The sequence below is a fragment of the Duganella sp. GW822-FHT06D06 genome, from assembly GCF_058799615.1.
The window spans coordinates 597112-622197 of sequence record NZ_JBXALQ010000001.1 but is presented as its reverse complement, the minus strand read 5'-3'; the positions used below and the strand labels follow the sequence as shown (position 1 = coordinate 622197).

Annotated in this window: 21 protein-coding genes; 9 read left to right on the top strand and 12 right to left on the bottom strand. The window is 64.4% G+C overall.

What is annotated here, in order from left to right; translation table 11 throughout:
- Positions 1 to 57 precede the first annotated feature (57 nt).
- Entirely contained in the window at positions 58 to 2187 is a 2130-nt protein-coding gene (locus AC1RMD_RS02905; protein WP_492923455.1) for a M3 family metallopeptidase, read from the bottom strand.
- 214 nt (positions 2188 to 2401) lie between these two features.
- Between AC1RMD_RS02905 and AC1RMD_RS02900 the strand changes: the two genes are divergently transcribed.
- Positions 2402 to 2791 carry an MmcQ/YjbR family DNA-binding protein gene (locus tag AC1RMD_RS02900; RefSeq protein ID WP_492923453.1) on the top strand — a complete coding sequence of 130 codons (390 nt, stop codon included), beginning with the start codon at positions 2402 to 2404 and terminating at the stop codon, positions 2789 to 2791.
- On the opposite strand, the gene AC1RMD_RS02895 is transcribed toward AC1RMD_RS02900, so the two are convergent.
- Positions 2760 to 3317, bottom strand: coding sequence for a TMEM175 family protein (locus tag AC1RMD_RS02895; protein ID WP_492923451.1), 558 nt, complete (start codon positions 3315 to 3317; stop codon positions 2760 to 2762). The genes AC1RMD_RS02900 and AC1RMD_RS02895 overlap by 32 nt on opposite strands.
- Before the next feature lie 307 nt (positions 3318 to 3624).
- Here AC1RMD_RS02895 and AC1RMD_RS02890 point away from each other — a divergent pair, with 307 nt between their 5' ends.
- A complete protein-coding gene (locus AC1RMD_RS02890; RefSeq protein WP_492923449.1) occupies positions 3625 to 4002 on the top strand; it encodes a BTB/POZ domain-containing protein in 378 nt (125 codons plus the stop codon).
- A 49-nt stretch (positions 4003 to 4051) separates the two neighbouring features.
- Here the strand turns inward: AC1RMD_RS02890 and AC1RMD_RS02885 are convergent, their stop codons facing one another.
- Together AC1RMD_RS02885 and AC1RMD_RS02880 are read right to left on the bottom strand one after the other, a co-directional pair.
- Entirely contained in the window at positions 4052 to 4504 is a 453-nt protein-coding gene (locus AC1RMD_RS02885) for a DUF2846 domain-containing protein (protein WP_492923447.1), read from the bottom strand.
- A 134-nt stretch (positions 4505 to 4638) separates the two neighbouring features.
- Positions 4639 to 5085 carry an SRPBCC family protein gene (locus tag AC1RMD_RS02880; RefSeq protein WP_492923445.1) on the bottom strand — a complete coding sequence of 149 codons (447 nt, stop codon included), beginning with the start codon at positions 5083 to 5085 and terminating at the stop codon, positions 4639 to 4641.
- A 115-nt stretch (positions 5086 to 5200) separates the two neighbouring features.
- On the opposite strand from AC1RMD_RS02880, the gene AC1RMD_RS02875 reads away from it, so the two are divergent.
- Positions 5201 to 5668: a heme-degrading domain-containing protein gene (locus AC1RMD_RS02875; protein ID WP_492923443.1), complete on the top strand. Its 468-nt coding sequence runs from the start codon at positions 5201 to 5203 to the stop codon at positions 5666 to 5668.
- On the opposite strand, the gene AC1RMD_RS02870 is transcribed toward AC1RMD_RS02875, so the two are convergent.
- The 4 genes from AC1RMD_RS02870 to AC1RMD_RS02855 form a co-directional block, all read right to left on the bottom strand.
- Positions 5669 to 5884 (bottom strand): SlyX family protein, encoded by a 216-nt coding sequence (locus AC1RMD_RS02870; protein ID WP_020703788.1) that lies wholly within the window; start codon positions 5882 to 5884, stop codon positions 5669 to 5671.
- A 45-nt stretch (positions 5885 to 5929) separates the two neighbouring features.
- Positions 5930 to 6385 carry a cache domain-containing protein gene (locus AC1RMD_RS02865; RefSeq protein WP_492923441.1) on the bottom strand — a complete coding sequence of 152 codons (456 nt, stop codon included), beginning with the start codon at positions 6383 to 6385 and terminating at the stop codon, positions 5930 to 5932.
- 64 nt (positions 6386 to 6449) lie between these two features.
- Positions 6450 to 8510: a UvrD-helicase domain-containing protein gene (locus tag AC1RMD_RS02860; protein ID WP_492923439.1), complete on the bottom strand. Its 2061-nt coding sequence runs from the start codon at positions 8508 to 8510 to the stop codon at positions 6450 to 6452.
- A gap of 52 nt (positions 8511 to 8562) precedes the next feature.
- Positions 8563 to 9555, bottom strand: a complete 993-nt coding sequence (locus AC1RMD_RS02855; protein WP_492923437.1) for a zinc-binding alcohol dehydrogenase family protein — start codon at positions 9553 to 9555, stop codon at positions 8563 to 8565.
- Positions 9556 to 9656: 101 nt separating this feature from the next.
- Between AC1RMD_RS02855 and AC1RMD_RS02850 the strand changes: the two genes are divergently transcribed.
- On the top strand, positions 9657 to 10565 hold the full coding sequence (locus AC1RMD_RS02850) for a LysR family transcriptional regulator (RefSeq protein WP_492923435.1): 909 nt from the start codon (positions 9657 to 9659) through the stop codon (positions 10563 to 10565).
- Between the two features lie 82 nt (positions 10566 to 10647).
- A complete protein-coding gene (locus AC1RMD_RS02845; RefSeq protein WP_492923433.1) occupies positions 10648 to 11130 on the top strand; it encodes an SRPBCC family protein in 483 nt (160 codons plus the stop codon).
- A gap of 7 nt (positions 11131 to 11137) precedes the next feature.
- Here AC1RMD_RS02845 and AC1RMD_RS02840 read toward each other — a convergent pair whose 3' ends face one another.
- Positions 11138 to 12274, bottom strand: coding sequence for an HD-GYP domain-containing protein (locus tag AC1RMD_RS02840; RefSeq protein ID WP_492923431.1), 1137 nt, complete (start codon positions 12272 to 12274; stop codon positions 11138 to 11140).
- A 70-nt stretch (positions 12275 to 12344) separates the two neighbouring features.
- On the bottom strand, positions 12345 to 13787 hold the full coding sequence (locus AC1RMD_RS02835) for a dihydrolipoyl dehydrogenase (RefSeq protein WP_492923429.1): 1443 nt from the start codon (positions 13785 to 13787) through the stop codon (positions 12345 to 12347).
- A 145-nt stretch (positions 13788 to 13932) separates the two neighbouring features.
- Between AC1RMD_RS02835 and AC1RMD_RS02830 the strand changes: the two genes are divergently transcribed.
- On the top strand, positions 13933 to 14823 hold the full coding sequence (locus tag AC1RMD_RS02830; RefSeq protein WP_492923427.1) for an ArgP/LysG family DNA-binding transcriptional regulator: 891 nt from the start codon (positions 13933 to 13935) through the stop codon (positions 14821 to 14823).
- 94 nt (positions 14824 to 14917) lie between these two features.
- On the opposite strand, the gene AC1RMD_RS02825 is transcribed toward AC1RMD_RS02830, so the two are convergent.
- Positions 14918 to 16951, bottom strand: coding sequence for a primosomal protein N' (locus AC1RMD_RS02825; RefSeq protein ID WP_492923425.1), 2034 nt, complete (start codon positions 16949 to 16951; stop codon positions 14918 to 14920).
- Between AC1RMD_RS02825 and AC1RMD_RS02820 the strand changes: the two genes are divergently transcribed.
- The gene (locus AC1RMD_RS02820) at positions 16950 to 17168 is read left to right on the top strand and encodes a hypothetical protein (protein ID WP_492923423.1); all 219 of its coding nucleotides are present in this window, start codon (positions 16950 to 16952) and stop codon (positions 17166 to 17168) included. The genes AC1RMD_RS02825 and AC1RMD_RS02820 overlap by 2 nt on opposite strands.
- Positions 17169 to 17734: 566 nt before the next feature.
- On the opposite strand, the gene hemE is transcribed toward AC1RMD_RS02820, so the two are convergent.
- Positions 17735 to 18829: a uroporphyrinogen decarboxylase gene (gene hemE, locus AC1RMD_RS02815; protein WP_492923421.1), complete on the bottom strand. Its 1095-nt coding sequence runs from the start codon at positions 18827 to 18829 to the stop codon at positions 17735 to 17737.
- Positions 18830 to 18943: 114 nt separating this feature from the next.
- Between hemE and AC1RMD_RS02810 the strand changes: the two genes are divergently transcribed.
- Both AC1RMD_RS02810 and AC1RMD_RS02805 read left to right on the top strand, forming a co-directional pair.
- Positions 18944 to 20905 carry a dipeptidyl-peptidase 5 gene (locus AC1RMD_RS02810; RefSeq protein ID WP_492923419.1) on the top strand — a complete coding sequence of 654 codons (1962 nt, stop codon included), beginning with the start codon at positions 18944 to 18946 and terminating at the stop codon, positions 20903 to 20905.
- A gap of 6 nt (positions 20906 to 20911) precedes the next feature.
- A complete protein-coding gene (locus tag AC1RMD_RS02805) occupies positions 20912 to 25075 on the top strand; it encodes a DEAD/DEAH box helicase (protein WP_492923417.1) in 4164 nt (1387 codons plus the stop codon).
- Positions 25076 to 25086 lie beyond the last annotated feature (11 nt).

Below are 25086 nucleotides of genomic sequence, written 5' to 3'. Positions count from 1 at the left end.
CCGGACTCGATTCTTACACAAATCGAGTCCGGCCCTGTTGACTTACTCTGCTTCGGCTTATTTACCGGTCAGGCCGCGGCGCTCCAGCAGCGGTTCGATGATCGGATCGCGGCCGCGGAAATTGCGGAACAGGTTCATCGCATCGTCGGTGCCGCCGCGCGACAACAGCTTGGCGCGGAACCAGTCGCCGTTTTCGCGCTTCAGGCCGCCTTTTTCCTTGAACCATTCGACGGTGTCGGCATCCAGTTTCTCGGACCACAGGTAGGCGTAGTAGCCGGCCGAATAGCCGCCCGAGAAGCTGTGCGAGAAGTAGGTGGTGCGGTAGCGCGGCGGCACCGGCGCGAAGTCGACGCCCATGTCCTTCAGCGCCTGCGCTTCAAAGCCCAGCACGTCGGTCGGGATCTGCGACGGCGCCAGCTGGTGCCAGCGCTGGTCCAGCAGCGAGGCCGACAGGTACTCGGTGGTCAGGAAGCCCTGGTTGAATTTCTTCGAGGCGACCACCTTGTCCAGCAGTTCCTTCGGCATGGCCGCGCCGGTCTTGTAATGCTTGGCGTAGTTGGCCAGCACCTCCGGCCACACGGCCCACATCTCGTTCACTTGCGACGGATATTCGACGAAGTCGCGCGGCACGTTGGTGCCGGAGAAGCGCGGGTACTTGACGTTGGAGAACATGCCGTGCAGCGCGTGGCCGAACTCGTGGAAGGCGGTCTTGACTTCGTCGTAGGTCAGCAGCGTCGGCTCGCCGGCCGGCGGCTTGGGAATGTTGAGGTGGTTGGCCACCACCGAGTGCGTGCCCAGCAGCGACGATTGCGAGCTGTACTCGTTCATCCAGGCGCCGCCCTGCTTGTTGCTGCGGGCGTACATATCGGCCAGGAAGATGGCCAGTTGCTTGCCGTTGGCGTCGAACACGTCGAACACGCGCACGTCCGGGTTGTACACCGGCAAGTCCTTGCGCTCCTTGAACGACAGGCCGTACAGCTTGCCGGCGGCGTAGAACACGCCGTTGGTCAGCACGTTGTTCAGCTCGAAGTACGGCTTCAACTGGTTCTCGTCGAAGGCGAAGCGCTGGGCGCGCACCTTGTCGGTGTAGAAGGCCCAGTCGGAAGCGTCGATCTGGAAGCCGCCCTTGTCGGCGTCGACCACGGCTTGCAGGTCGGCCGCTTCCTTCTTGGCGTTGGTGACGGCCGGCTTGGCCAGTTCGCCCAGCAGCTTGTTGACGGCGCTGGTGTCGTGCGCGGTCTGGTCTTCCAGCGAGTAGGCGGCGAAGTTGGCGTAGCCCAGCAGGGTGGCTTTCTCGGCGCGCGCCTTGGCGATCTTCAGCACCACGTCGCGGCTGTCGAACTCGCCGCCATGGCTGCCGCGCGTCAGCGACGCGGCCATCAGGCGCTCGCGCACGGCGCGGTTGGTCAGCACGGCCAGCGGCGGCTGGCCGCTGGTGTTGACCAGCGCCACCAGGAACTTGCCGTCCAGGCCCTTGGCCTTGGCGGCCGCCGCGGCGGCGTCGATGGCGGCGTCGGTCATGCCGGCCAGCTCGGCGCGGGTGTCGACCACCAGCGCCGAGGCGTTGGTTTCCTTCAGCACGTTCTGGGTGAAGCTGGTCTGCAGCGTGGCGATGGCGCCGTTGAGGGTCTTGAGTTTTTCCTTGTCGGCGTTGGACAGCTTGGCGCCGGCGCGGACGAAATCGGTGTGATAGCGTTCCAGCAGGTGCTTGGACTCGGCGTCGAGCTTGAGCTTGTCGCGCTTGTCGTACAGCGACTTCACGCGCGCATACAGCTTGGCGTTCAGGTAGATGGCGTCGCCGTGGGCGGCCATCTTCGGCGACATCTCGCTATCGATCGCATCGAGCTTGTCGTTGGTGTTGGCGCCTTGCAGGTTGCCGAAGGTGGTTTGCACGCGGGTCAGCAGTTCGCCGGATTTTTCCATGGCGACGATGGTGTTGTCGAACGTGGCCGGCTGCTTGTTGTCGGCGATCGCTTCGATTTCCTTCAACTGGATGCGCATGCCTTCGATGAAGGCTGGCTGGAAGTGCTCGTCCTTGATCTGGTCAAACGCCGGGTAGCGGAACGGCAGCGTGCTGGCGGCGGCCAGCGGGTTGCCGGCCAGCGCGGCGGCGGGCGCCGCGAGTACAGTCTGGGAGAACGCCAGGCCGAGGGTGGCCGCAATAACAAGCATCTGAGGACGGGACATGATGGAATCTTTCATTAAACGCCGGGGAAAAATGCTGACACAGCGAAGCGCAGCATGGAAGCGCAAGATGATATCAGGGTGATATGGCGACAGTCACTGGCAAAAAATGCTGCACTGCACTTGGTTGGAAAGCGGGGGCTTTTTCCGAAGAATGCTTTGTCGAATTGGCATTTTTGCGGCTACACTGAGGTTCCTTTGCAACATCCCCGCAGAAATGAACACGCAACAGCTGAAACGACATTGCCAGCAATACCCCGGCGCGGTGGCAACCCTGCACGGCGAGCCGTCGAATATCCTGGTCTACAAGGTCGAAGGCAAGACCTTCGCCTATTTCAAGACCAGCGAGCCGGAGCGCTGGCGCTTCAGTCTGCGCGTGACGCCGGACCGTTTCCTGGAACTGACCGATGTGCCGGGCGTGAAGCCGGCCCGCTACATGGGGCGCTTTCACTGGGTGACCATCGTCGACGTGGGCAAATTCCCGGCCGACTACCTGGCCGAGCTGGTGGCCGGTTCCTACCGCCGCGCGGTGGAGTCGCTCAGCAAGGCCAGGCAGAAGGCCTTAAGCCAGCAAGCTAGCGATGCTCGAAACGGCGATCCGGGATAAACCAGATCATCGCGACAATCACGTAGAGCGCGAAACCGGCCATCGGCTCGACCAGCGACAAGCCGATACCGACCAAATACAGCAGCGAAGACAGCTTGCCCTTGCGATCCTTGCCCAGCGCAATCCGCAGCGCCTCGTTGTTGACCGCCAGGCACTTGGCCAGGATGAAGTAGGCGGAGCTGGACATGAACAGGATGAAGCCATAGCAGGCCAGCGGCAGCGCGGCGAAATGGTTCTCGCCGACCCAGCTGGTCACGAACGGCACCAGCGACAGCCAGAACAGCAAATGCAGATTGCCCCACAGCGCGCCGCCGGTGACTTTGCTGACGGTGTGGATCAAGTGATGGTGGTTGTTCCAGTAGATGCCGACATAGATGAAGCTCAGCACATAGCTGAGGAACACCGGCCACAAAGGCTGCAACGCCGCCCAATCCGCGCCATGCGGCACCTTCAGTTCCAGCACCATGATGGTGATGATGATGGCGATGACGCCATCGCTGAATGCTTCCAGCCTGGTTTTGCCCATGTGGACACTTCCCTCAAAATTTAGACCAAGATACCGATGCTACCAGTTCAATTCAAGTGCGAACTCATAGCCTGTTCGCGTAGGCCCGCATGACCCGCCTATCCACTACGCATAAGTTGACATCGAAGGCCGAAATGCGAGGCAGCCTTCGCCATGGTTCGATCGAAGGTCCACAGTTCCGCTTGGTATTCTTGGCCAAAAGCTTCACTGCCGCGGCCGCCGAACCGTAGGGATCTGCATCAATCGTGCGCGCTATGCCGCGCGTGCAAGCTGGCGTAAAGTGGTGGATGCCTCCGAGGAGTCCACCATGAACGGCAATAATCAGCCTCAGCAGGAACAGCACCGCATCGCCGAACGCGTTGCCCGTCTTGAGACGGCCATCGACTATCAAAGCCAGGCCTTATCGGGGCGGCGCGAGGAAATGCGGGCCGGCTTTGTTCGTACCGACACTGGCTTCGATCGCGTGGACGCCCGCTTCGTTCGTGTGGATGACCACTTCGTTCGTGTGGACTCCCGCTTTGATCGCGTGGACGACCGCTTCGTTCGTGTGGACGCCGAATTTGTCCGCGTCCACGAGCAGCTGATGAAGATACGCACCACCGACTTCCGCATTCTACTGAGCATCAGCCTGACCACGGCCCTGGGCACGATGAGCTTGATCGTCAAGGTCTTCGGTCTGCTCTAGTCACGCTACATTTCCACAGGCGGGCATTAGTTCAATGCCCGCCTCACTTTTATTGCAACGTCGATTGGATTTGCACGCACTCGGCAACAGCCTTTTTACCGACTTCTTCAGCCACAAGTTGCAGCTTCGAGCCGGCCGACGGCAGGCCCATTTTCACTTCTTGCCATACATAATAGAGCTTGCCCGCTTCAGTGTTAACGGTCAGCTCGGACTCGTTACCCTGGGAAGTGATTCTATGCGCGCCAGCTGGCAGATTGAACTTGAAGAAGGAATTCGCTCCGGTGTTGCCGGCCAGTTTGCCATCCACCGTGACGGGCATGGACAGCGCCGCCCCCAGGGTTTCATTGCGATAAACATAGATCTGCGATGTTGCTGGATTTGGCTTGAACAGCTTCGAATCCGCATCAACGGTTGCAGGCGCTTTGTTGATGCTCGCGCACCCGGTCATAACCAGGACAGAAACAACGACTGCGAGTTTTTTCACTAAACTGTAATTGGACACAGGATCTCCTAAAGGTGGGGTGGGGTGGGGCTTTAAGATTGCATAAAAACAACTATAAAATAAACAAGCATTTCATTATACTCACAACCTTTACCCACCTCGCACACCCCATCAAATCGGGACACCTCCGTGGCTTACTCGCGTATTTCAGGCTCCACCAGTTGCGCCAGCAGCACCAGCGACTCCTGCCAGCCCAGGTAGCACGCTTCCGTGGGTATCATCGCCGGTATGCCTTCCTGCACCACCTTCAACTCCACGCCGCAGAACACTTCGCGCAGCGTCACCGTGGTCTGCATCACGCCCGGCAGGTTGGGATCGTCGAACTGCGCGCTGTAGACCAGCCGTTGGTTGGGCACCAGCTCCCGGTACTCGCCACCGAAGTGATGGCTGCCGCCGGTGGTGAAGTTGGTGAACGACATGCGGTAACCGCCGCCTACCTTGGCGTCCAGCGCATGCACCTTGCCGGTGAAGCCGTGCGGCGGCAGCCATTTGGCCAGCGCGTCGGCATCCAGGAAGGCGCGGTAGACGCGCTCCGCCTTGGCCTTCAGCACCCGTTGCAGTTGTACAGTATTGGTAGTCATGATCATATCTCCTGTGAGTGAGAGGACATCCCTCCGTAAGCTACGACGAACGGCGATACGCGAATTCGACATCCGCTAGGCTACACTGCCGTCTTGTACCGGAAAAGGACCAACGATGGAAAATTATGTCGAGCTGCTGGAAACCCTGGCGCAGCAGGAAAAGGAACTGCAATTCACCGCCTTCACCAGCGACACCGCGCTGGCGCTGGGCCTGAAGGTGGTCGAGCTGGCCAGGCAACGCGAAAAGAGCGTCACCGTCAACGTGACGGTCAACGGCAAAGTGCTGTTCCACCACGCGATGCAGGGCGCGACGCCCGACCAGGCCGACTGGATACGCCGCAAGAGCAATGTGGTGACGCGCTTCGGCCGCTGCTCGTTCCAGATCGGCACCGACTATAAAAATCGCGGCGTGGCGTTCGAGGAAGTGAAGTACCTGGACCCGAAAGAGTACGCGCCCTACGGCGGTGCCTTCCCGGTGGTGGTCAAGAATGTCGGACTGATCGGCACGGCCACCGTCTCCGGCCTGCGCCAGGCGGAAGACCATGCGATCGTGGTGGAAGCGCTGCGCGCCGTGCTGGCGTAATCAGTAGTGCGGGGGCGGCTCGTGCGCCAGCGCGCCGCCGCCGCCGCCGCCTTGCGCCTGGTCGCGCACATGCTGCACCAGCGCCGCGCACATCTGCTCCAGCTTGTCGATCTGCTGCTGTTGCTCGTAGACGCGCTGGTTCAGCGACTCGACGATGTGCTCCTGGTGCGCCAGTTTGATTTCAATATCGATAAAGCGGTCTTCGTTGGTGCTCACGGCGTGCTCCCTGCTGGAAAGCACGCATTCTACCGCCTTATGGCCTCACTTGAGGTAGACCCCGCCGCACACCACCATGTCGTCCTCCGGCACGCAGTACATGGACTTCGGCTCGATCTGGCCGCTGATCGGATTGGTGAACTTGTAGTCCTGCCAGAACGGCTGCTTTTTCTTCGCCAGCTCGACGCGCTCCTTGACGAAGGCCTTGCCGTCGACGTCCTTAATCTCCAGCAGGTTCTTGCCGATCATCTTGGCGTTGGCGCCGTGCGCGCGCACCGTGCCGTCCAGGCCGTACACGGTCAGGTACAGGTCGCGGTCGGTGAACGGACCGTCCTTCCTGTTAATCTCGGCATAGGTTTTTTCCTTGCCGTTGCCCTTCAAAAACTTCAGGCCTTTGTGCACCATCGCCTCCGCTTCCGGCTTGGTGGCAATCTCGGCGGCGCGGGCCGCGGGCAGCAGCGCGCAGGCGAGAACGACAGACGCAATAAGCTTGGTACGCACGTTTCACCTCCGGTGGAATCGCGCCAGACTGGCACATGCCGATGCTAGCACAAGGCCGGCCCGATTACGTCTTCGGTGTGGTTAATAGTTCCTTCATGCGTGCCAGCCGCTCCTTCGGCGTCAGCACCTCGGACTCGAACGGCACGGCGTTGCCGACGTCGAGCTCCATCTCCTTGATGAAGCGCGACGGATCGCAATGCACCTGCTCGCCCGCGCGCTTGCGCTTCTTGCACCAGGTGATCTGCAACGTGCGCTGCGCGCGCGTGATGCCGACGTACATCAGGCGCCGCTCCTCCTGCACGCGGGCGGCGATGGTCTCGGCCGGCGCATCGGGATCGCCCTTGTGCGGCAGGATGCCTTCCTCGACGCCGACCAGGAACACGTGCGGATACTCCAGCCCCTTCGACGCGTGCAGGGTCGACATGCGCACCGCGTCCGGATCTTCGTCCTGGCCTTCGAGCATGGACATCAGCGCCACCATCTGCGTCAGCTCCAGCACGTTTTTCTCTTCGCTGTCGCGGTCCTTGCCGCCGCGGCCGCGCTCCTTGAGCCAGTTGGTGAACTCCAGCACGTTCTGCCACCGGGCCTGCGCGGCGCGCTCGTCGAACATATCGTAGAGGAAGGATTCGTAGTTGATCGCTTCCAGCAAGTCATCCAGCACCTGGGCCGCGTTGTCGCCGCTGCCGCTCGGGCCGGGCCGGCTGGCGCGCGCTTCCAGGTTGTTGATGAAGTTGCAGAACTCGCGCAGCGGCAGCAGCTGGCGGTCGTTCAGCAAGCCCTCGATGCCGCCCTTGAACACCGCCTCGAAAAGCGAGCACTGCCATTGGCCGGAGAAGGTCCCCAGCGTCTCCAGGGTCGACTGGCCGACGCCGCGCCGCGGCGTGGTCACGGCGCGGATGAAGGCCGGATCGTCGTCGGTGTTGGCCAGCAGGCGCAGGTAGCTGATGATGTCCTTGATCTCGGCCTTGTCGAAGAAGCTCTGGCCGCCGGAGATCGTGTACGGAATGCGCTCCTTGCGCAGCGTCTGCTCGATGATGCGGGCCTGGTGGTTGCCGCGATACAGGATGGCGTAGTCGGACCATTTGTTCTTGCGCTGGAAATGGTCGGCCGAAATCATGATCGCCACCTGCTCGGCTTCCTGGTCGTCGTTGGCCATGCCCAGCACGTTGATCGGCTCGCCCAGGCCGTGCTCGGACCACAGCGATTTCTCGAACAATTTTGGATTGTTGCCGATCACCGCGTTGGCCGCCTGCAGGATGCGGGTGGTGGAGCGGTAGTTCTGTTCCAGCTTGATCACCTGCAGGTCGGGGAAGTCGGTTTGCAGCGTCTTCAGGTTTTCCACCGACGCCCCGCGCCAGGCGTAGATCGCCTGGTCGTCGTCGCCGACGGCGGTGAACATCGGCTTCTTGCCGATGCCCGTCACCAGCAGCTTGACCAGCTCGTACTGGCAGGTGTTGGTGTCCTGGTATTCGTCCATCAGCAGGTAGCGCAGGCGGCGCTGCCACTTGTCGCGCACCGGCTCGTTGCTGCGGAACAGTTCCACCGGCAGCCGGATCAGGTCGTCGAAATCGACCGCCTGGTAGGCCGACAGCGTCGCCACGTAGCTGGCGTAGATGCGCGCCGATTGCGCCTCGTCCTCGTCCTTGGCGTGGTGCAGCGCGAGCGCCGGCTCGACCAGGCCGTTCTTCCACAGCGAAATATCGGTCTGGATGCGGCGCACCACCTGCTTGTCGGTGGTGATCGCCATGTCCTGGATCAGCGAGCCGCAATCGTCGCTGTCCATGATGGAGAAGCGGTCCTTGAGGCCGACGCCGTTGGCTTCCTGGCGCAGGATCTTGACGCCCAGCGAGTGAAAGGTCGAGACCGTCAACTGCTTCGCCTGCCGAGGCTGCTTGAGCAGCTTGGCGATCCGCTCCTGCATCTCCAGCGCCGCCTTGTTGGTGAAGGTCAGCGCGGCGATGGTGCGCGGATCGTAGCCGCGGTCCTCGATCAGGTGGGCGATCTTCTGGGTGATCACGCGCGTCTTGCCCGAGCCGGCGCCGGCCAGCACCAGGCAGGGGCCGTCCAGGTACATGACGGCCTCGCTTTGCGGGACATTAAGACCGAATTGGGGGGCTTTGGACATCGGGCAACGATCTGGCTGGGGAACAGCCAGTCATTGTACAGCCCCCGACCGCTCAGAAGCCCGACAACACGATCTTGCCGATGGTGCGGCGGCTTTCCAGCGCCTCATGCGCGCGGCGCAGGTTGGCGGCGCTGATCTTGCCGTACACCTCGCCCAGCGTGGTCTTCAGCTTGCCGGCGTCGATCAGCGCGGCCACCTCGTCCAGCAAGCGGTGCTGTTCGATCATGTCCGGCGTGCCGAACATCGAGCGGGTGAACATCATTTCCCACACCCAGCTCACGCTCTTGGCGAACAGCTTGCCCAGGTCCAGCGGCGCGGTGTTGTGGACGATGCTGACCACCTTGCCCTGCGGCGCGATCACCTGGGCGATGGCGTCGAAGTGCGGGTCGGTGTCGCTCAGGCACAGCACGTAGTCCACGCTGGCGATCTCCAGCGCCAGCAGTTGCGCCGCCATGTCGCCGTGGTGGTCGATCACGTGGTCGGCGCCCAGCGCGCGCACCCACTGGGCCGATTCCGGACGCGAGGCGGTGGCGATCACGGTCAGGCCCGCCAGCTGCTTGGCCAGCTGGATCGCGATCGAGCCGACGCCGCCGGCGCCGCCGATCACCAGCACGCGCTTGCCGGCGTCGGCGCCGTCGCGGCGGATCGCCAGGCGGTCGAACAGCGCTTCCCAGGCCGTGATCGAGGTCAGCGGCAAGGCGGCGGCGTGCTTGAAGTCCAGGCTGGCCGGCTTGCGGCCGACGATGCGCTCGTCGACCAGGTGGAATTCGCTGTTGGCGCCGGGACGGATGATGCTGCCGGCGTAGTAGACCGCGTCGCCCACCTTGAACAGGGTCACGTCCGGACCGACGGCGGTCACGGTGCCGGCGGCGTCCCAGCCCAGCACGCGCGGGGCGGCGTCGGCCGCTTCGCCGGCGCGCACCTTGGTGTCGACCGGGTTGACCGAGACGGCTTCGATCTTGACCAGCAGATCGTGGCCGGTGGCGACCGGCACGGCGATTTCCACATCTTGCAGGGCGGTGTTGGTGACGGCGATGGCTTTCATGGTTTGCTCCAGATAAAAGTTTTGATGGACGCAGTATGAATCGCCGCATTTACTTTGATAATTGGCATAATGATGAAATCATTCTTCATCAAATCAATCAAATGGCTCTGGACCTGACCGACGTGGCGCTGTTTGTGCGGGTATGCGCGACCCGCAACCTGTCCGCCGCCGGGCGCGAATTCGGCCTGTCGCCGGCCGCGTCCAGCACCCGCATGGCGCAGCTGGAAAAGCAGCTGGGCGCGCGCCTGCTGCACCGGACCACGCGCCAGATCACCGTGACGCAGGACGGCGAGGTGTTCCTGGAACGCGCCGTGGCGCTGCTGGACGCGGCCGAGCAGGCCTCGGCGGCGGTCGGCCACGGCCACGCCCAGGCCCAGGGCCTGCTGCGGGTGGCGGCCTCGGTGACGTTCGGGCGGCTGTACATCGTGCCCGAGGTGGCGCGGTTCCTGGACGAGCACCCCGGCGTGCAACTGGACCTGCGCCTGTCCGACAGCACCCACGACCTGGCGGCGGACGGCATCGACGTCGCCATCCGCATCGGTCCGCTGCGCGATTCGGCGCTGGTGGCGCGGCCGCTGGCGCCGAGCAAGCTGGTGCTGTGCGCCTCGCCCGACTACCTGCGCCGGCGCGGCGCGCCGCAGCAGCCAGCCGACCTGTTGCAGCACGAATGCCTGGTGCTGCAGGCGATGAACCCGTGGCGGCTGCGCCAGCGCGACGGCGGTGACTTGCTGCTGCGCGTGGGCGGCCGCTTCCGCAGCGACAACGGCGAAGCGCTGCGCGACGCCGCCGTCGCCGGGCTGGGCATCAGCCTGTCGTCGACCTGGCTGGTGGCGGACCAGCTGCGCAGCGGCGCCCTGGTGCGGGTGTTGCCCGGCTACCAGACCACCGATTCGGTGATTTCCGCCGTCTACCTGAACCGCCGTTTCCTGCCGCCCAAGAGCCAGGCCTTCATCGACTTCTTCAGCCGGCGCTTCGGGCCGGAACCCTATTGGGACCAAGGCATCGCCTGAGCGGGCGCAGTCTTCTTGGTGACAGATGCGTTACCATGCGGGGATGAGGCGCGCGTGCGCCTGCCCTAAACATGGTTTTCCTATGAAATTCGAACATTTAATTGAAATTAACGACCCGCTGAATCCGCTGATCGATGCGCTGACCCTCAAGCAACTGTGGAGCGGCCTGGTGCTGCGCGCCGAATCGCCGAAACTGTTCGTGCCGCACCTGGACGAGTGCGTCATCGACGAGCGCGTCGAGAACGGCTTCCGCCGCCGCCTGAGCTACGGCAAGCTGGTCATCGAAGACCGCGTGGTATTGGAGCCGATGCGCCAGGTGCGCTACGAAGTGGCGGCGCAGCAGGACATCAGCCAGTCCAGCCTGACGATGACGATCGAAACGCCGACCGCCGACACGCTGTACGTGCGCTTCCAGTACGACGACGGCCACGACGCGGCGACCGACGCCGCCAACGCGATGTACGACGATTTCCGCCGCTCCGCCTACCAGGAGTCGGATATCGACACGGTCCGCGTGCTGCGCGACCTGGCGCAGCAGGGCCGGCTGGACGCGTTGCTGAACTAGACCTCGCCTACACGGCGGCGCTGCGGCCCCACACCTGCTCCATGCGCAGCGGCGGCGCCTGCAGCGTGGCCAGCTGCGCCAGGCTCAACACCTCGCGGATGCCGTGCAGCTCGGCGCGCGTGTCGCGTTGCAGGAACACCTCCAGCGGCGCGCCGCGCGGGCCGATCACCGATTCCACATGCGGCGTGGTCGATTGCAGGCCGCGGCGCGACACCACGCCGATCTCGCCGTTGATCAAGCGCACATAGGTACCGATGGGATAAATGCCCAGCTCGCGTATCAACAGTGCGGCCAGCTTGCCGTCCACCGTCACGTTCGATTCCAGCAGCAGGTCGCGCAGGGCGGCGTGCGGGGTCATGCTCTTGCGCCAGGCGCGCTCGGCCACGCGGGCGCAATAGCGGTCGGCCAGCGCCAGCAAGCGCGCCAGCGGCGGGATCTGCGCGCCCGACTTGCGCAGCGGATAGCCGCTGCCGTCCTCGTTTTCATGGTGGTGCAAGATGCAGTCCAGCCAGGCCTGATCGGCGATGCCGGCCAGCCGCAGCAGTTGCACGCCGGCTTCGGGATGGGCTTGCACCACGGCGCGGTCGGCGGCGCCCAGTTCGAGGCGGCTGTTCTGCAGGCGCTGGTGCTGGTCCAGCATGGCGACGTTCATCGTCAGCGCGGCCAGCGTCAGGCTCGCGGTCTGTTCCGGCGACAATTGCTTGGCCTTGGCCAGCAATTGCGCGACGACGGCGGTATCGATGCAATGGCGCACGGCGTAGGACGCGGCGCGCTGGTTGTGCAGGATGGTGGCGGCGGCGACGTCGACATTGACGGCCACGGCGTCGGTGACCAGCAGCGCCACCTCCTCCAGACGGCGGCGCAGGTCCGGCGGCGCGGCGCGCTGCGACACGGCCTGCAACAAGGCTTGCAGCTCCAGGCTGGCGGCGTTGAGCTTGCGCAGTGCCGAGTCCGGTTCGCGGACTGGTTCATGCAGCCCGCTGTGGTCCTCGAACGAACCGCGCTCCACCAGATAATCGATCTGGTTGGCGCTGGCGATCATATGCCCTTTGCGGACCAGCAGGGCGCCGTTATCGCCGTACACATTCCACGGTATCAACATGCCCAGTGTCAGATCGGCTGCCGTGACTTTACGTATCTTCATTGCCGTTGATAAAAAACTATCGAGCCAGCAGCATACGGGGTTTTAGTGACAATGTGTGAGATTGTTGTATTTAAGGCGCAGGCGTGCAATCGACGCAGCCGCAGTCGACCGCCGGGGCGTTGGCCAGCTGGTGCGCCAGGTCGCGCAGCGCGGTGCGCACGCCTTCCTCCACCACCGGGTGATAGAAGGGCATGTCCAGCATGGCGCTGACGGTCAGCCCGGCCTGGCAGGCCCAGGACAGCAGGTGGCCGACGTGCTCGGCACGGGGACCGATCATCTCGGCGCCCAGGAAGCGGCCGCTGGCATGTTCGGCGTACACGCGCAGCATGCCCTTGTTCTGCAACATCACGCGGCTGCGGCCCTGGTTTTCAAACGACACCTTGCCGACCGAGAAGCGGCCGGCGGACGACGCGCACAACTCCTCGTAGCTGGCGCCCAAGGTCGCGATTTGCGGCTCGGTGAAGGCGATGGTCAGCGGCGTGCGGCGCAGGCCCGGTTGCACGGCCGGATAGCGCGCCGCGTTGTCGCCGGCGATGCGGCCCTGGTCGGCCGCTTCCGGCAGTTGCGGCCGTTCGTTGTCGGCGTCGCCGGCGATGAAGATGGCGCTGGCGCCACACTGCATCGTCTGCTGGTGGTACAGCGGAATGCCGTGATGGTCACGCTCCAGCCCGGTGTTCTCCAGGCCCAGCTTGTGCACGTTCGGCCGCCGGCCGATCGCCGCCAGCAGGTAGCTGAACTGCTCGGTACGCTGCACGCCGTCGCCATCCTCGCTGGTGACGGCCAGGCCGTCGCCCTGCTGCACCACGCGCAGCACCTTGGTGTTGAAACGGACGTCGAGCTCATCGGCCATGGCGCGGCGCGCCACGGCCAGCACCTCCGGGTCGCTGAGCTGGGCGACGCTGCCGCCACGGCCGAACACGGTCACGCGCACACCCAGCCGCGCCAGCGCCTGGCCCAGCTCCAGCCCGATGACGCCGGTGCCGGCCACGGCGACCGAGGCCGGCAGGTCGTCCCAGTAAAACACCTCGTCGCTGGTGATCACGCGCGGGCCGGCCGCGCGCCATTCGTCCGGCAGCACCGGCGTCGAACCGGTGGCGATGACGAAGCGCTCCGCCTCGATCAGCGTGTGGTCGTCGATCTGCAGCTGGGTCGCGCTGAGGAAGCGCGCGTGGCCGCGGATCTTGTCCTCGGCCGGATAGCCGTCGACACTTTCCACGACGAAGCCGACGAACCGGTCCCGTTCGCTGCGCACGCGCGCCATCACGGCCTTGCCGTCGATGCGGACCTGGCCCGGATGCACGCCGAAGGCAGGCGCCGCGTGCAGCGCGTGCGCCGCCTCGGCCGCCGCGATCAGCAGCTTGCTCGGCATACAGCCGACGCGGGCGCAGGTGGTGCCGTAGACGTTGGATTCGATCAGCAGGGTTTTCTTGCCGCCGGTGGTGGCGGCGCGGTAGGCGGTCATGCCGGCGGTGCCGGCGCCGATGACGGCGACTTCAGTGCGTAGCGTTTTCATTTTCCAGAGTCTACACCGTTTGGCCGCACGGCATATCCGGCCAAAAGGCAAGCTTCCCGCGCACGATTACGTGACATCGAGTTTTACTTCAAAGCAAAACAGTATTAGTATCACTTATCGTTTCCAATTTATATAAGTGCAGCTTATGGGATCACTCGACTATCGCGCACTGGCTGTGCTGGACGCCGTTGCCAGCCAGGGCAGCTTCGAAAAGGCCGCCCTGGCGCTGGGCATCAGCCAATCCGCCGTTTCCCAACGCATCAAGGCGTTGGAGGACGCCGCCGGCCGGCTGCTGATCGTGCGCGGCCAGCCGGCCGTGCCGACCGGCCTGGGACAGCGGCTGGTGTCGCACCATCGCAACGTCCGGCTGATGGAAGCGTCGCTCGACATTGATCTGGGTCACAAGGTGAGCATGCCGGAGCTGGCGCTGGCGGTCGACGCGGCCAGCCTGGCGACCTGGTTCCCCATGAGTTTGCAGCCCTTGCTGTCGCCGCCGCGCTGTCAGCTGAAGGTGCAGCTGGCCGACCAGCGGATGGCGCTGCACCTGGTGCAGGAAGGCAGCGTATTCGGCAGCATCGCCGTGGCCCAGGAGCACCCCGACCAGCACGCCAACGGGCCGGACGTCACGCCGCTGGGCAAGATGCGCTACGTGTGCGTGGCCACGCCGGCGTTTGCCGGCCACTGGTTCGGCGATGGATTCTCGCTGGATGCGGCGCGGCTGGCGCCCGCCGTGGTCAGCGACCAGGACATGATGACCGGCTTCCTGCACAAGGTGCTGGAGCTGAACGGCCCGTATCCGCACCACACCATGCCGCAGTCGGCCGCCGCCACCGAGTGCGTCTACGGCAGCCTGGCCTACGGCCTGATGCCGCTGATCCAGGTGTCCGGCGCGCTGGCCAGCGAGCGCCTGGTCGACCTGGCGCCCGGCCACCACATCGACGTGGCGCTGAACTGGCACGCCTGGAACCTCGACACACCGTTCACCCGCGCGCTGACCGAGCAGATCGTCGCCACCGCCCAGCGCTTCCTGCTTTAAACCACGGGGGTCAAGTCTGACATTCGGACACGGCCTCTACCGTAGCGACTGCTACGGTAGAGGCCGTGTCCGAATGTCAGACTTGACCCCATTGTTAGATATCGAGCGGATCGACTTCCAGCGACCACTTCACGCGGCTCTTCATCTCCCGCAGAGTGAGTAGCCACTCCCGCAGAAACGCTTGCAGCATCGGCCTCGACGCCGACTCCACCAGCAACTGGGCGCGGTCGACGTTGTGCACCCGGGTCATGCTCATCGGGATAGGATCGTTGATCGTGATGCCCGGATGCTCGACGCAATCGCGGGCGATGGTCAGGAATTCGATGGCCGTGGCCAGCTCCGGCGCCTCGGCCCGCAGCAGCGCCTGGTACAAATAGGGCGGCAAGGCGGCCTGCTCGCGCTCCTCCAGCAGGGCCGAGGCGAAGTGATCGTAGTCATGCCGCACCACCGCGTCGTACAGCGGATGCTGCGGGTAGCGGGTCTGGATCAGCACCTCGCTGGCGCTGCCGCCTTCGGTCTGGGCCGAGCGGCCGGCGCGGCCCGCCACCTGCATCAATTGCGCGAACAGGCGCTCACTGGCGCGGTAGTCCTGCGAAAACAGCGCCGTATCCGGATTCAGGATGCCGACCAGGGTCAGCTTTTTAAAATCGTGCCCCTTGGCCACCATCTGCGTGCCGATCAGGATATCGACCTCGCCCCGGTGCACCGTATCGAAGGCGGCCTGCGCGCTGCCCTTCTTGCGGGTGGAATCGGCGTCGATGCGCAACACCCGCGCTTCCGGGAACATGGCTTGCAAGCCTTCCTCCACCCGCTGCGTGCCGCGTCCCAGCGGTTGCAGGTCGACATTGCCGCAGGTCGGGCAATGGCGCGGAATGCGCATCTCCAGGCTGCAATGGTGGCAGCGCAGCCGGTGCTCGGGACGGTGCAGCACCATGAACGAGGTGCAGCGCGTGCATTCGCTGATCCAGCCGCAGGACTCGCAACAGATCACCGGCGCATAACCACGCCGGTTCAGGAACAGCAGCGATTGCTCGCCGCGCTCCATGCGCTGCTTGATGGCAGCGATCAAATGCGACGTCAGCCCATCCTTGGGCTTGTCGCGCTCCATGTCCAGCAACTTCACTTGCGGCAGCACGGCGTTCTTGACGGCCCGCTCGCGCAGCTCCAGCTTGCGGTAGCGGCCGGACTGCGCGTGATGCCAGCTCTCCAGCGACGGCGTGGCCGAACCCAGCACGATAGGGATGCCCAGCTGCCAGGCGCGCCACACGGCCAGGTCGCGCGCCGAGTAGCGCAAGCCTTCCTGCTGCTTGTACGAAGGATCGTGCTCCTCGTCGATGACGATCAGCTTCAAGTTGGGTAGCGAGGCCAGGATCGCCAGCCGCGTGCCCAGCACGATGCGCGCCTTGCCATGGTGCGCGGCCAGCCAGTGCAGCATGCGCTCGCCTTCGGACAGGCTGCTGTGCAGGGTCGCCAGCATCACGCCGGGGAAGCGCGCGCGGATATTGCCTTCCAGCTGGGGCGTCAGGTTGATTTCCGGCACCAGGATCAAGATCTGCGCGTCCGGCTCCCGATCCAGCACCTGCGCGCAGGATTGCAGGTAGACCTCGGTCTTGCCGCTGCCGGTGACGCCGTACAGCAAGGTGGGCTTGAAACCCGCCGCACCGCCGATGGCGTCCGCCGCCTCCTGCTGCGATGAATTGAGTTGCGGCATGTTCAACGGCGTGCCGTCGTGCGGCGCGTCCAGCTTGGCCAGCTTCTTCAGCGCCCGGTCCAGCGCCACCGTGGTCAGCACGCGCAGGTTCTTCGGCAGGCCCGGCAGCGCCACCTCGCCCAGCGGACGCTGGTAATAGTCGGCGGCGAAGCCGGCCAGCGCCAGCCATTCCGGCGACAGCGGCCCCAGCTGGTTGCGCACGGCCAGCGCGTCCTTCAGCTTTTCTGCCGGCACATCGGTCTCGGCCGCCACGCCGACGATCAAGCCCATCACCTCGCGGCGGCCGAACGGCACCAGCGCCAGCTGGCCGACCTGCGGCTGTTCTGCCGCATCGCAATGCCAGCGGTAGTCGAAAATCGCGTTCAGCGGCGTATCAAGCGCAATCTGAAGGATGCAATGGTGGAAAAGGCCCTGCATGGATCCCGTCACAGTAGAAAATTCTTGCGGCAATTGGGCGCAAATACCGCCCCGTCTGGGGCGCTTTGAAGTATCCACAGTTTTTGTGGATAACTTTGTGGACAAAGGAATCTTAATCCCCGGAAAGCATAGACTTCTGGCTTGGCATCGTCGTAAACCGGGCAAAAATTCAAAATTATTTCTCTTTAAAATCAATCACTTGGAAAATGCTTCCTAGGAGAGGAAAAATTCGCGTTTTTTCTCCGCCGCTGTGTATAAGTGAAGTATTTAGGATGCTTTTTTTGACGAAATCAAGCATTTTTTAGAACTTATCCACCGATATTGCAGGGCACCATACGCTACTTCCGGTGGACCACATTCGACCTACCTTATGTATAAGGTTTGTCCGTTCGCAACTTCGTTATCACGACCAAAACTTTGCTCAAAAATCGTGCAACGCAACATAAACCTCAGGCAAAACAGCAACATTATGGCTAAGTCACGGTTTACTAAGTACTTTTATTTTTTATCCACAGTTTTTGTGGATAACTTTGTGGACAATGATGAAATAAACTAGTTTCAGCCGGTAGTCAAGGTTTACGACTTGCCATGTATTGCCTCTTCGACCACAAATTATATCCTTTGTAATCAATGACTTGCAACATCATCACGGGCTAGAAAAAAAGTGTTGCCTAATATTTCCGCAGTTAAAAAAATTGTGCATAAGTCGGTTTTACTCAGCCGTGAACACCAATGAAAAAGGGCACGCCTCCGGGGAAACGTGCCCTCTGTTCGAAAATTACATCAGGATGCGCGCTGGGCCTTGCTGTGGCTGTGAACGGCTTCGACCATGGCGGCCACGTTCTCCGGCGGGGTGAACTGGGAGATACCGTGGCCCAGGTTGAACACGTGGCCATTGCCGTCGGTCGGCTTGCCGTAGGCGTCGAGCACTTTATGCACTTCGGCGCGGATCTGCTCCGGGCTGGCGAACAGGATGGCCGGATCCAGGTTGCCCTGCAGGCCGACCTTGTGGCCGACCAGCTTGCGCGCCTGGGTCAGGTTGACGGTCCAGTCCAGGCCGACCGCGTCGGCGCCGATGTCGGCGATCTGCTCGATCCACTGGCCGCCGCCCTTGGTGAAGACGATGGCCGGGATGTTGACGCCGTCCGGGTCACCATCCCTGCGGCGTTTCAGCAGCGAAACCACCTGCTGCATGTATTTGAGCGAAAACTCCTGGTAGGCGCCGTCGGCCAGCGCGCCGCCCCACGAGTCGAACACCATCACCGCCTGGGCGCCGGCGTCGATCTGGGCGTTCAGGTACTCGGCCACGGCCTTGGCGTTGATGGAGAGGATGTGGTGCATCAGGTCCGGGCGGTTGTACAGCATCTTCTTGATGGTGTGGAACTCGCGCGAGCCCTGGCCTTCGACCATGTAGCAGGCCAGCGTCCACGGGCTGCCGGAGAAGCCGATCAGCGGCACGCGGCCGTTCAATTCGGTGCGGATCTGGGTCACGGCCTTGAACACATAGTCCAGCGAGCCCAGTTCCGGCGCGCGCAGGGCCAGCACGTCGGCCTCGGTTTTCAGCGGACGCTCGAATTTCGGGCCTTCGCCCTCGACGAAGTACAGGCCCAGGCCCATCGCGTCCGGCACCGTCAGGATGTCCGAGAACAGGATGGCCGCGTCCAGCGGGAAGCGGTCCAGCGGCTGCAGGGTGACTTCGGTGGCGTAGTCGGGATTGGTGGCCAGGCCCATGAAGGAGCCGGCCTTGGCGCGCGTGGCGCGGTACTCCGGCAGGTATCGCCCCGCCTGGCGCATCAGCCATACCGGCGTGTGGTCGGTCGGCTGGCGCAACAACGCGCGCAAGAAGGTGTCATTCTGGAGCGGGGCAAATTGTGGCATGGAAGGCAATCGAAATCGGTCAAAAGGCTATTATCGCATCCTGCGCGGATTTTTTTTGCTGGATGATAGTCCGTTCATTCTCTATCATGCGTAGCACCCGACTTTGGAGACGCCATGACATCTGCCACCACCATCACCGCGCCCTACGGCGCCTGGCCATCGACCATCAGCGCCGCGCGCGTGGCCGTCGGCGCCACACCGCTGTCCACGCTGATGCTGGGCGGCGCCGATGGCAGCGACATCTTCTGGCTGGCCGGCCGCGCCGCCGAAGCGGGCCGCAACACCCTGTTGCGCCACCACGGCGTGACCACCGGCGAACTGACGCCGGCCCCCTTCAATGTGCGCAGCCGGGTACACGAATACGGCGGCGGCGCCTATGCGGTGGACGGCGATACCATCTATTTTTCGCATTTTGCCGACAACGTCGTCTACAAACTTGATGTAGCCGACGACGGCGCGGCCCCCGTGGCGCTGACCAGGGCCGGCAAGCAGCGCTTCGCCGACTTCGTGGTCGACCGCGCGCGCGGGCGCCTGATCGGCGTGCGCGAGTTGCATGGCGATGATGCCCACGCCCAGCCCACCAACACGATTTGTTCCATCGACGCGGACGGCGGCGAGACCGTGCTGGCGACAGGCGCCGACTTCTACTCGTCGCCGCGCCTGTCGCCGGACGGCCGCTCGCTGGCCTGGCTGAGCTGGGACCATCCGCGCATGCCGTGGCAGGGCACCACGCTGTGGCTGGCCGACATCGGCGCCGACGGCCTGCTGGCCGCACCGGTGCGCATCGCCGGCGGCGCCGAGGAATCGGTGTGCCAGCCCGAATGGTCGCCCGACGGCCTGCTGCACTTCGTCTCCGACCGCAGCGGCTGGTGGAACCTGTACCGCCTGTGCCGCGAACGCGATCGCACCGAAGGCCTGTGCCCGATGGAGGCGGAATTCGCCTCGCCGCATTGGACCTTCGGGAACTCGATGTACGGCTTCCGCTCGGCCTCAGAAATCATCTGCACCTACATCGACAAGGGCGTGAGCCGCCTGGCGCGCCTGCTGCCGGGCAGCGGCAAGCTGGAAGCCATCGCCAATCCCTACGAGGAGATCCGCGAACTGCGCGTGGCCAAGGGCTACATCGCCATGCTGGCCGGCGGCCCGGCCATTCCAATGGAACTGGCGCGCATCGACTTCACCGAGGAGGGCGTGGAAATACTGGCGCAGTCGATCGAGGAGTTGCCGGACGAAGGCTATCTGTCCATCCCCGCCAGCATCAGCTACGCCAGCGCCAACGGCCGCACCTCGCACGCCTTCTTCTACCCGCCGCGCAACCGCGACGTGAAGGCGCCCGAAGGCAGCAAGGCGCCGGTGATCGTCATCAGCCACGGCGGCCCGACCGGCATGACCGTCAACACGCTGAACCTGAAGACCCAGTTCTGGACCAGCCGCGGCTTCGGCGTGCTCGATGTGAACTACGGCGGCAGCACCGGCTTCGGCCGCGCCTACCGCGACCTGCTCAAGGGCCGGTGGGGCATCGTCGATGTCGAGGACTGCGTGGCGGGCGCGCAGGCGCTGGTCGAGCGCGGCCTGGCCGACGGCGAGCGCCTGATCATCCGCGGCGGCAGCGCCGGCGGCCTGACCACGCTGTGCGCGCTGACCTTCCACAATGTGTTCAAGGTCGGCGCCAGCTACTACGGCGTGTCCGACCTCAAAGGGCTGGACCAGGACTCGCACAAGTTCGAATCGCACTACAATGAGTACCTGATCGCGCCGCAGCCGCAGGCCGAGGCGCTGTACCAGGCCCGTTCGCCGATCAACCACACCGACAAGCTGGCGCGCCCGATGATCTTCTTCCAGGGCCTGGACGACAAGGTCGTGCCGCCGCAGCAATCGGAGATGATGGTCGACGCGCTGAAGGCGCGCGGCGTGCCGGTGGCCTACGTGCCTTTGGCAGGCGAAGGCCACGGCTTCCGCAAGGGCGAGAACATCGTCCGCACGCTGGAGGCGGAACTGTACTTCTACCAGCGCATGTTCGGCCTGCACGATCCGGCGGCCACGCCGCCGGTACACATCGATAACCTGAAAGACTGACCCCGCATGGCCGACGCTAAGCTGCTCGCCGAATTTGACGCGCTGGAATTCAACGAAAAAATGATACTGGCGCTGCTCGCCCTGATCGGCGAGCCGGTGGGACGCACGGCCATCCTCGATCACCTGAACCACGCCCGCATCGAGGACAAGGACGGCAATGCCTACGGCGTCGGCACGCTGGACGAATCGATGCGCAAGCTGGAGCGGCTGGCCTTCATCAGCATCGTGACGGGACGCGGTTTTGTCTGCAACCCCAAGCTGCGCTGGCCGGCGATGCGCGCCTCGATCGGCACGCACGCGCTGGACGACTTGTGCAGCGCCTACGACGAGCTGACGCCGATGCGCCAGACCTGGAACAGCTTCGAGCCGCGCAGCTACCGCGCCGGCATGGCGCGCCTGCGCATGGGCCTTTTGCGCGGCCTGGCGCCGCAGCAGATCCAGCCGATACTGGCGTTCTGCCTGGGCAGCTATGAAGCGGCGCAGCTGCACCCCATCGTCGACATCTTCGGCCGTCCTTTCGAGCCGGGTATGCTGGCGCGCGTGCATCCGCTGCTGCAGGACGATGTGCTGATGGTGCTGCTGCAAAACGCCCAGCATGAATTCCTGACGGTGCCGGTGATCCGCGAATTCTGCGAGCAGCACATGCAGCGCCGCCTGGCCGCCAGGGACGACATCAGCCCCGAGCTCCGCATGGCGCTGGCGGAAGACGCCCTCCTGTGCGGCCGCCTGGACGACGCCAAGCGCTACCTGGAACGCACCGCCGGACCGCAAAGCCAGTACCTCGCCAGCGCGGTGGTGCTGCTGCGCGGCGCCAGCGGCGCGGCCATCGTCGGCTTCGACGCGGCGTTGAAGACGCTGCGCCGCGACACCGGCAAGCGCAAGCACCTGTTCGCCGGCATGTCCGGCTACCTGTACCTGCTGTCGATGCTGCGCAGCGGCGACGCCAAGCACCTGAAGGCGGCCGAGGCCTATCTCGAAATCGCCGTGCGCATGCCGCAGAACCACGACTCCGCCGTCCACCAGCAGATCGACATGCTGCGCCAGATCCGCGCCGGCACCATGCAGACCGACGCCGTCGCCGCGCTGGCCTGGGACAACAGCCTGCAAACGCAGATGTTCCAGTGCCTGCTGTATTTCTGGCTGTCGCTGCCGCAGCTGTCCGAGCGCAAGGCGCAGTTGCAGGAGCTGGCGCAGAACGCCGAGCGCGCCGGCTACCTGTTCATCGCCGGCCAGGCCGCCAGTCTGCTGGGCCACCTGGGCGACGTCGAGCAGCAGCGCCACGCGAACGCGCTGCGCTCGCGGCTCGGCTATCCCGACATGAGCGTGTGGTTCGAGCGCCAGGAAGCCTGGCAGCGGCAGCTGACGGCGCTGATCAATCTGCAGCAACCGGCCACCGCCGACGCCGCCGGCAGCACGCGGCTGGTGTGGATGCTGAACTACGACAACCGCCACGGCCTGACCGACGTCGCGCCGGTCGAGCAGAAGCGCGATGCGCGCGGCCTATGGAGCAAGGGCCGCGCCGTCGGCCTGAAGCGCTTGCGCTTCGAAGCCGAGCAGTTCGACTTCCTGACGCCGCAGGACGTCCGCGCGTCCGAGGCGATCTCGGTGGCGCACCGCAGCTACCAGTCCAGCGGCCTCGCCTACGAAATCGATCCGCAGCGCGCCGCGTCGGCGCTGATCGGCCATCCGCTGCTGTTCTGGGCCGACGCGCCGGACACGCGGGTGGAAATGCTGGCCGGCGAGCCTGAACTGCTGATCAAGAAAAGCCCCGGCAACCTGGAACTGCGCCTGCAACCGCCGATACCGGACGACAGCTCCTCCGTCATCGTCAGCAAGGAGACGCCGACCCGCCTGCGCGTGGTCACCATCCTCGACGAGCACCGCCGCATCGCCGCCATCGTCGGCAACGGTTTGAACGTGCCGGCCCACGCCGAGCAGCAGGTACTGCATGCGATCAGCTCCATCTCCTCGCTGGTGACGGTGCAATCGGAGATCGGCGGCGCCGCGCCGGACCTGGAACAGGTGGAGGCCGACATGCGCCTGCACCTGCACCTGCTGCCTTACCAGCACGGCCTGAAGATGCAGGTACTGGTGCGCCCTCTCTCCAACGGCGCGTACTACGCGCCCGGCGCCGGCGCCGACAGCGTGATCGCCGACGTCAACGGCAAGCCGGTGCAGGCGCGCCGCAAGCTGATCGACGAACGCGACGCCGAGCGCGAACTGATCGCCAAATGCCCGGTGCTGGAATCGGCCGAGCAGGAACACGGCGAATGGCTGCTGGGCCAACCGGCGCTGTGCCTGCAGCTGCTGGTGGAACTTCAGGAGATGAGCCCGGACACCATCGTGCTGGCCTGGCCGGAGGGCGAGAGCTTCCGCGTCACCGCCAAGGTGGAGACCAAGCAGCTGCGCCTGGCCATCAAGAGCAACAAGGACTGGTTCGCGGCCAGCGGCGAATTGCAGATCGACGAAGGCAAGGTCATGGATCTGAAAACGCTGCTGGAGCTGATGCAGAAAAGCCAGAGCCGCTTCGTGGAGCTGGGCGAGAACCGCTACCTGGCGCTGACCGAGGAACTGCACCGCCGCCTGATGGAAGTGTCGGTCTACGGCGAGATCACCGAGGACGGCGTGCGCGTGCATCCGCTGGCGTCGTTCGCGCTGGAAGAACTGGCCGACGATATCGGCGGCCTGAAATCGGACAAGCTGTGGAAGGAACACCTGGCACGCATGGAGGCGCAGGCGGCCTTCGTGCCGCAGCTGCCGAGCACTCTGCAGGCCGATCTGCGCGACTATCAGCTGGAAGGTTTCAACTGGCTGTCGCGCCTGGCCAGCTGGGGCGTGGGCGCCTGCCTGGCCGACGATATGGGCCTGGGCAAAACACTGCAGGCGCTGGCGCTGATCCTGTCGCGCGCGCCGCAAGGCCCGACCCTGGTGGTGGCGCCGACCTCCGTCTGCATGAACTGGATCAGCGAAGCCGCGCGCTTTGCGCCGACCTTGAACGTCAAGCTGTTCGGCCCCGGCGACCGCGCCGAGACCATGTCCACCCTGCAGCCCTACGACCTGGTGGTGACCAGCTACGGCCTGCTGCAGCTGGAGTCCGCGCTGTTCGCCGGCGTGCAGTGGAACACCATCGTGCTCGATGAAGCGCAGGCGATCAAGAACGGCGCCACCAAGCGCTCGCAGGCCGTGATGGCGCTCAAGGGCGACTTCCGCATGATCGCCACCGGCACGCCGCTGGAGAACCACCTGGGCGAGCTGTGGAACCTGTTCCGCTTCATCAATCCGGGCCTGCTGGGCAGCATCGAGCAGTTCAACCTGCGCTTCGCCGCGCCGATCGAAAAGCCGCAGGACCATCGCGCCGAAGTGGGCGCGCGCAACCGCCTGCGGCGCTTGATCCAGCCCTTCATGCTGCGCCGGACCAAGGCGCAGGTGCTGACCGAACTGCCGTCGCGCACCGAGATCACGATGGAGGTCGACCTGTCGGCGGACGAGACGGCGCTGTACGAATCGCTGCGCCGCGCCGCGCTGGAAAACCTGGCCGCGGTCGAAGGTCCGGCCGAGAAGAAGTCGATCCAGATCCTGGCCGAGATCATGCGGCTGCGGCGCGCCTGCTGCAATCCCAACCTGGTGGCGCCGGAACTGGGCCTGGCCAGCAGCAAGCTGGCGGCCTTCGCGCATCTGCTGGAGGGCTTGCTGGAGAACCGCCACAAGGTGCTGGTGTTCAGCCAGTTCGTCGACCACCTGTCGCTGATCCGCGCCCACCTGGACGCCAACAACATCAGCTATCAATACCTGGACGGCTCGACGCCTATGGCCGAGCGCAAGAAGCGGGTCGACCTGTTCCAGGCCGGCGAGGGCGAGGTGTTCCTGATCAGCCTGAAAGCGGGCGGCGTCGGCATCAACCTGACCGCCGCCGACTACGTGATCCACATGGACCCGTGGTGGAATCCGGCGGTGGAAGACCAGGCTTCGGACCGCGCGCACCGCATGGGCCAGCTGCGGCCGGTCACCATCTACCGGCTGGTGGCGCGCCACACGATCGAGGAAGGCATCGTCGACCTGCACCAGCACAAGCGCGACCTGGCCGACAGCCTGCTCGAAGGCAGCGACGTGTCGGGCCGCATGTCGGCCTCCGATATGTTGAATATGCTGCAAGAAGGAATGCGAAAGTAGCCGTCCGGTTA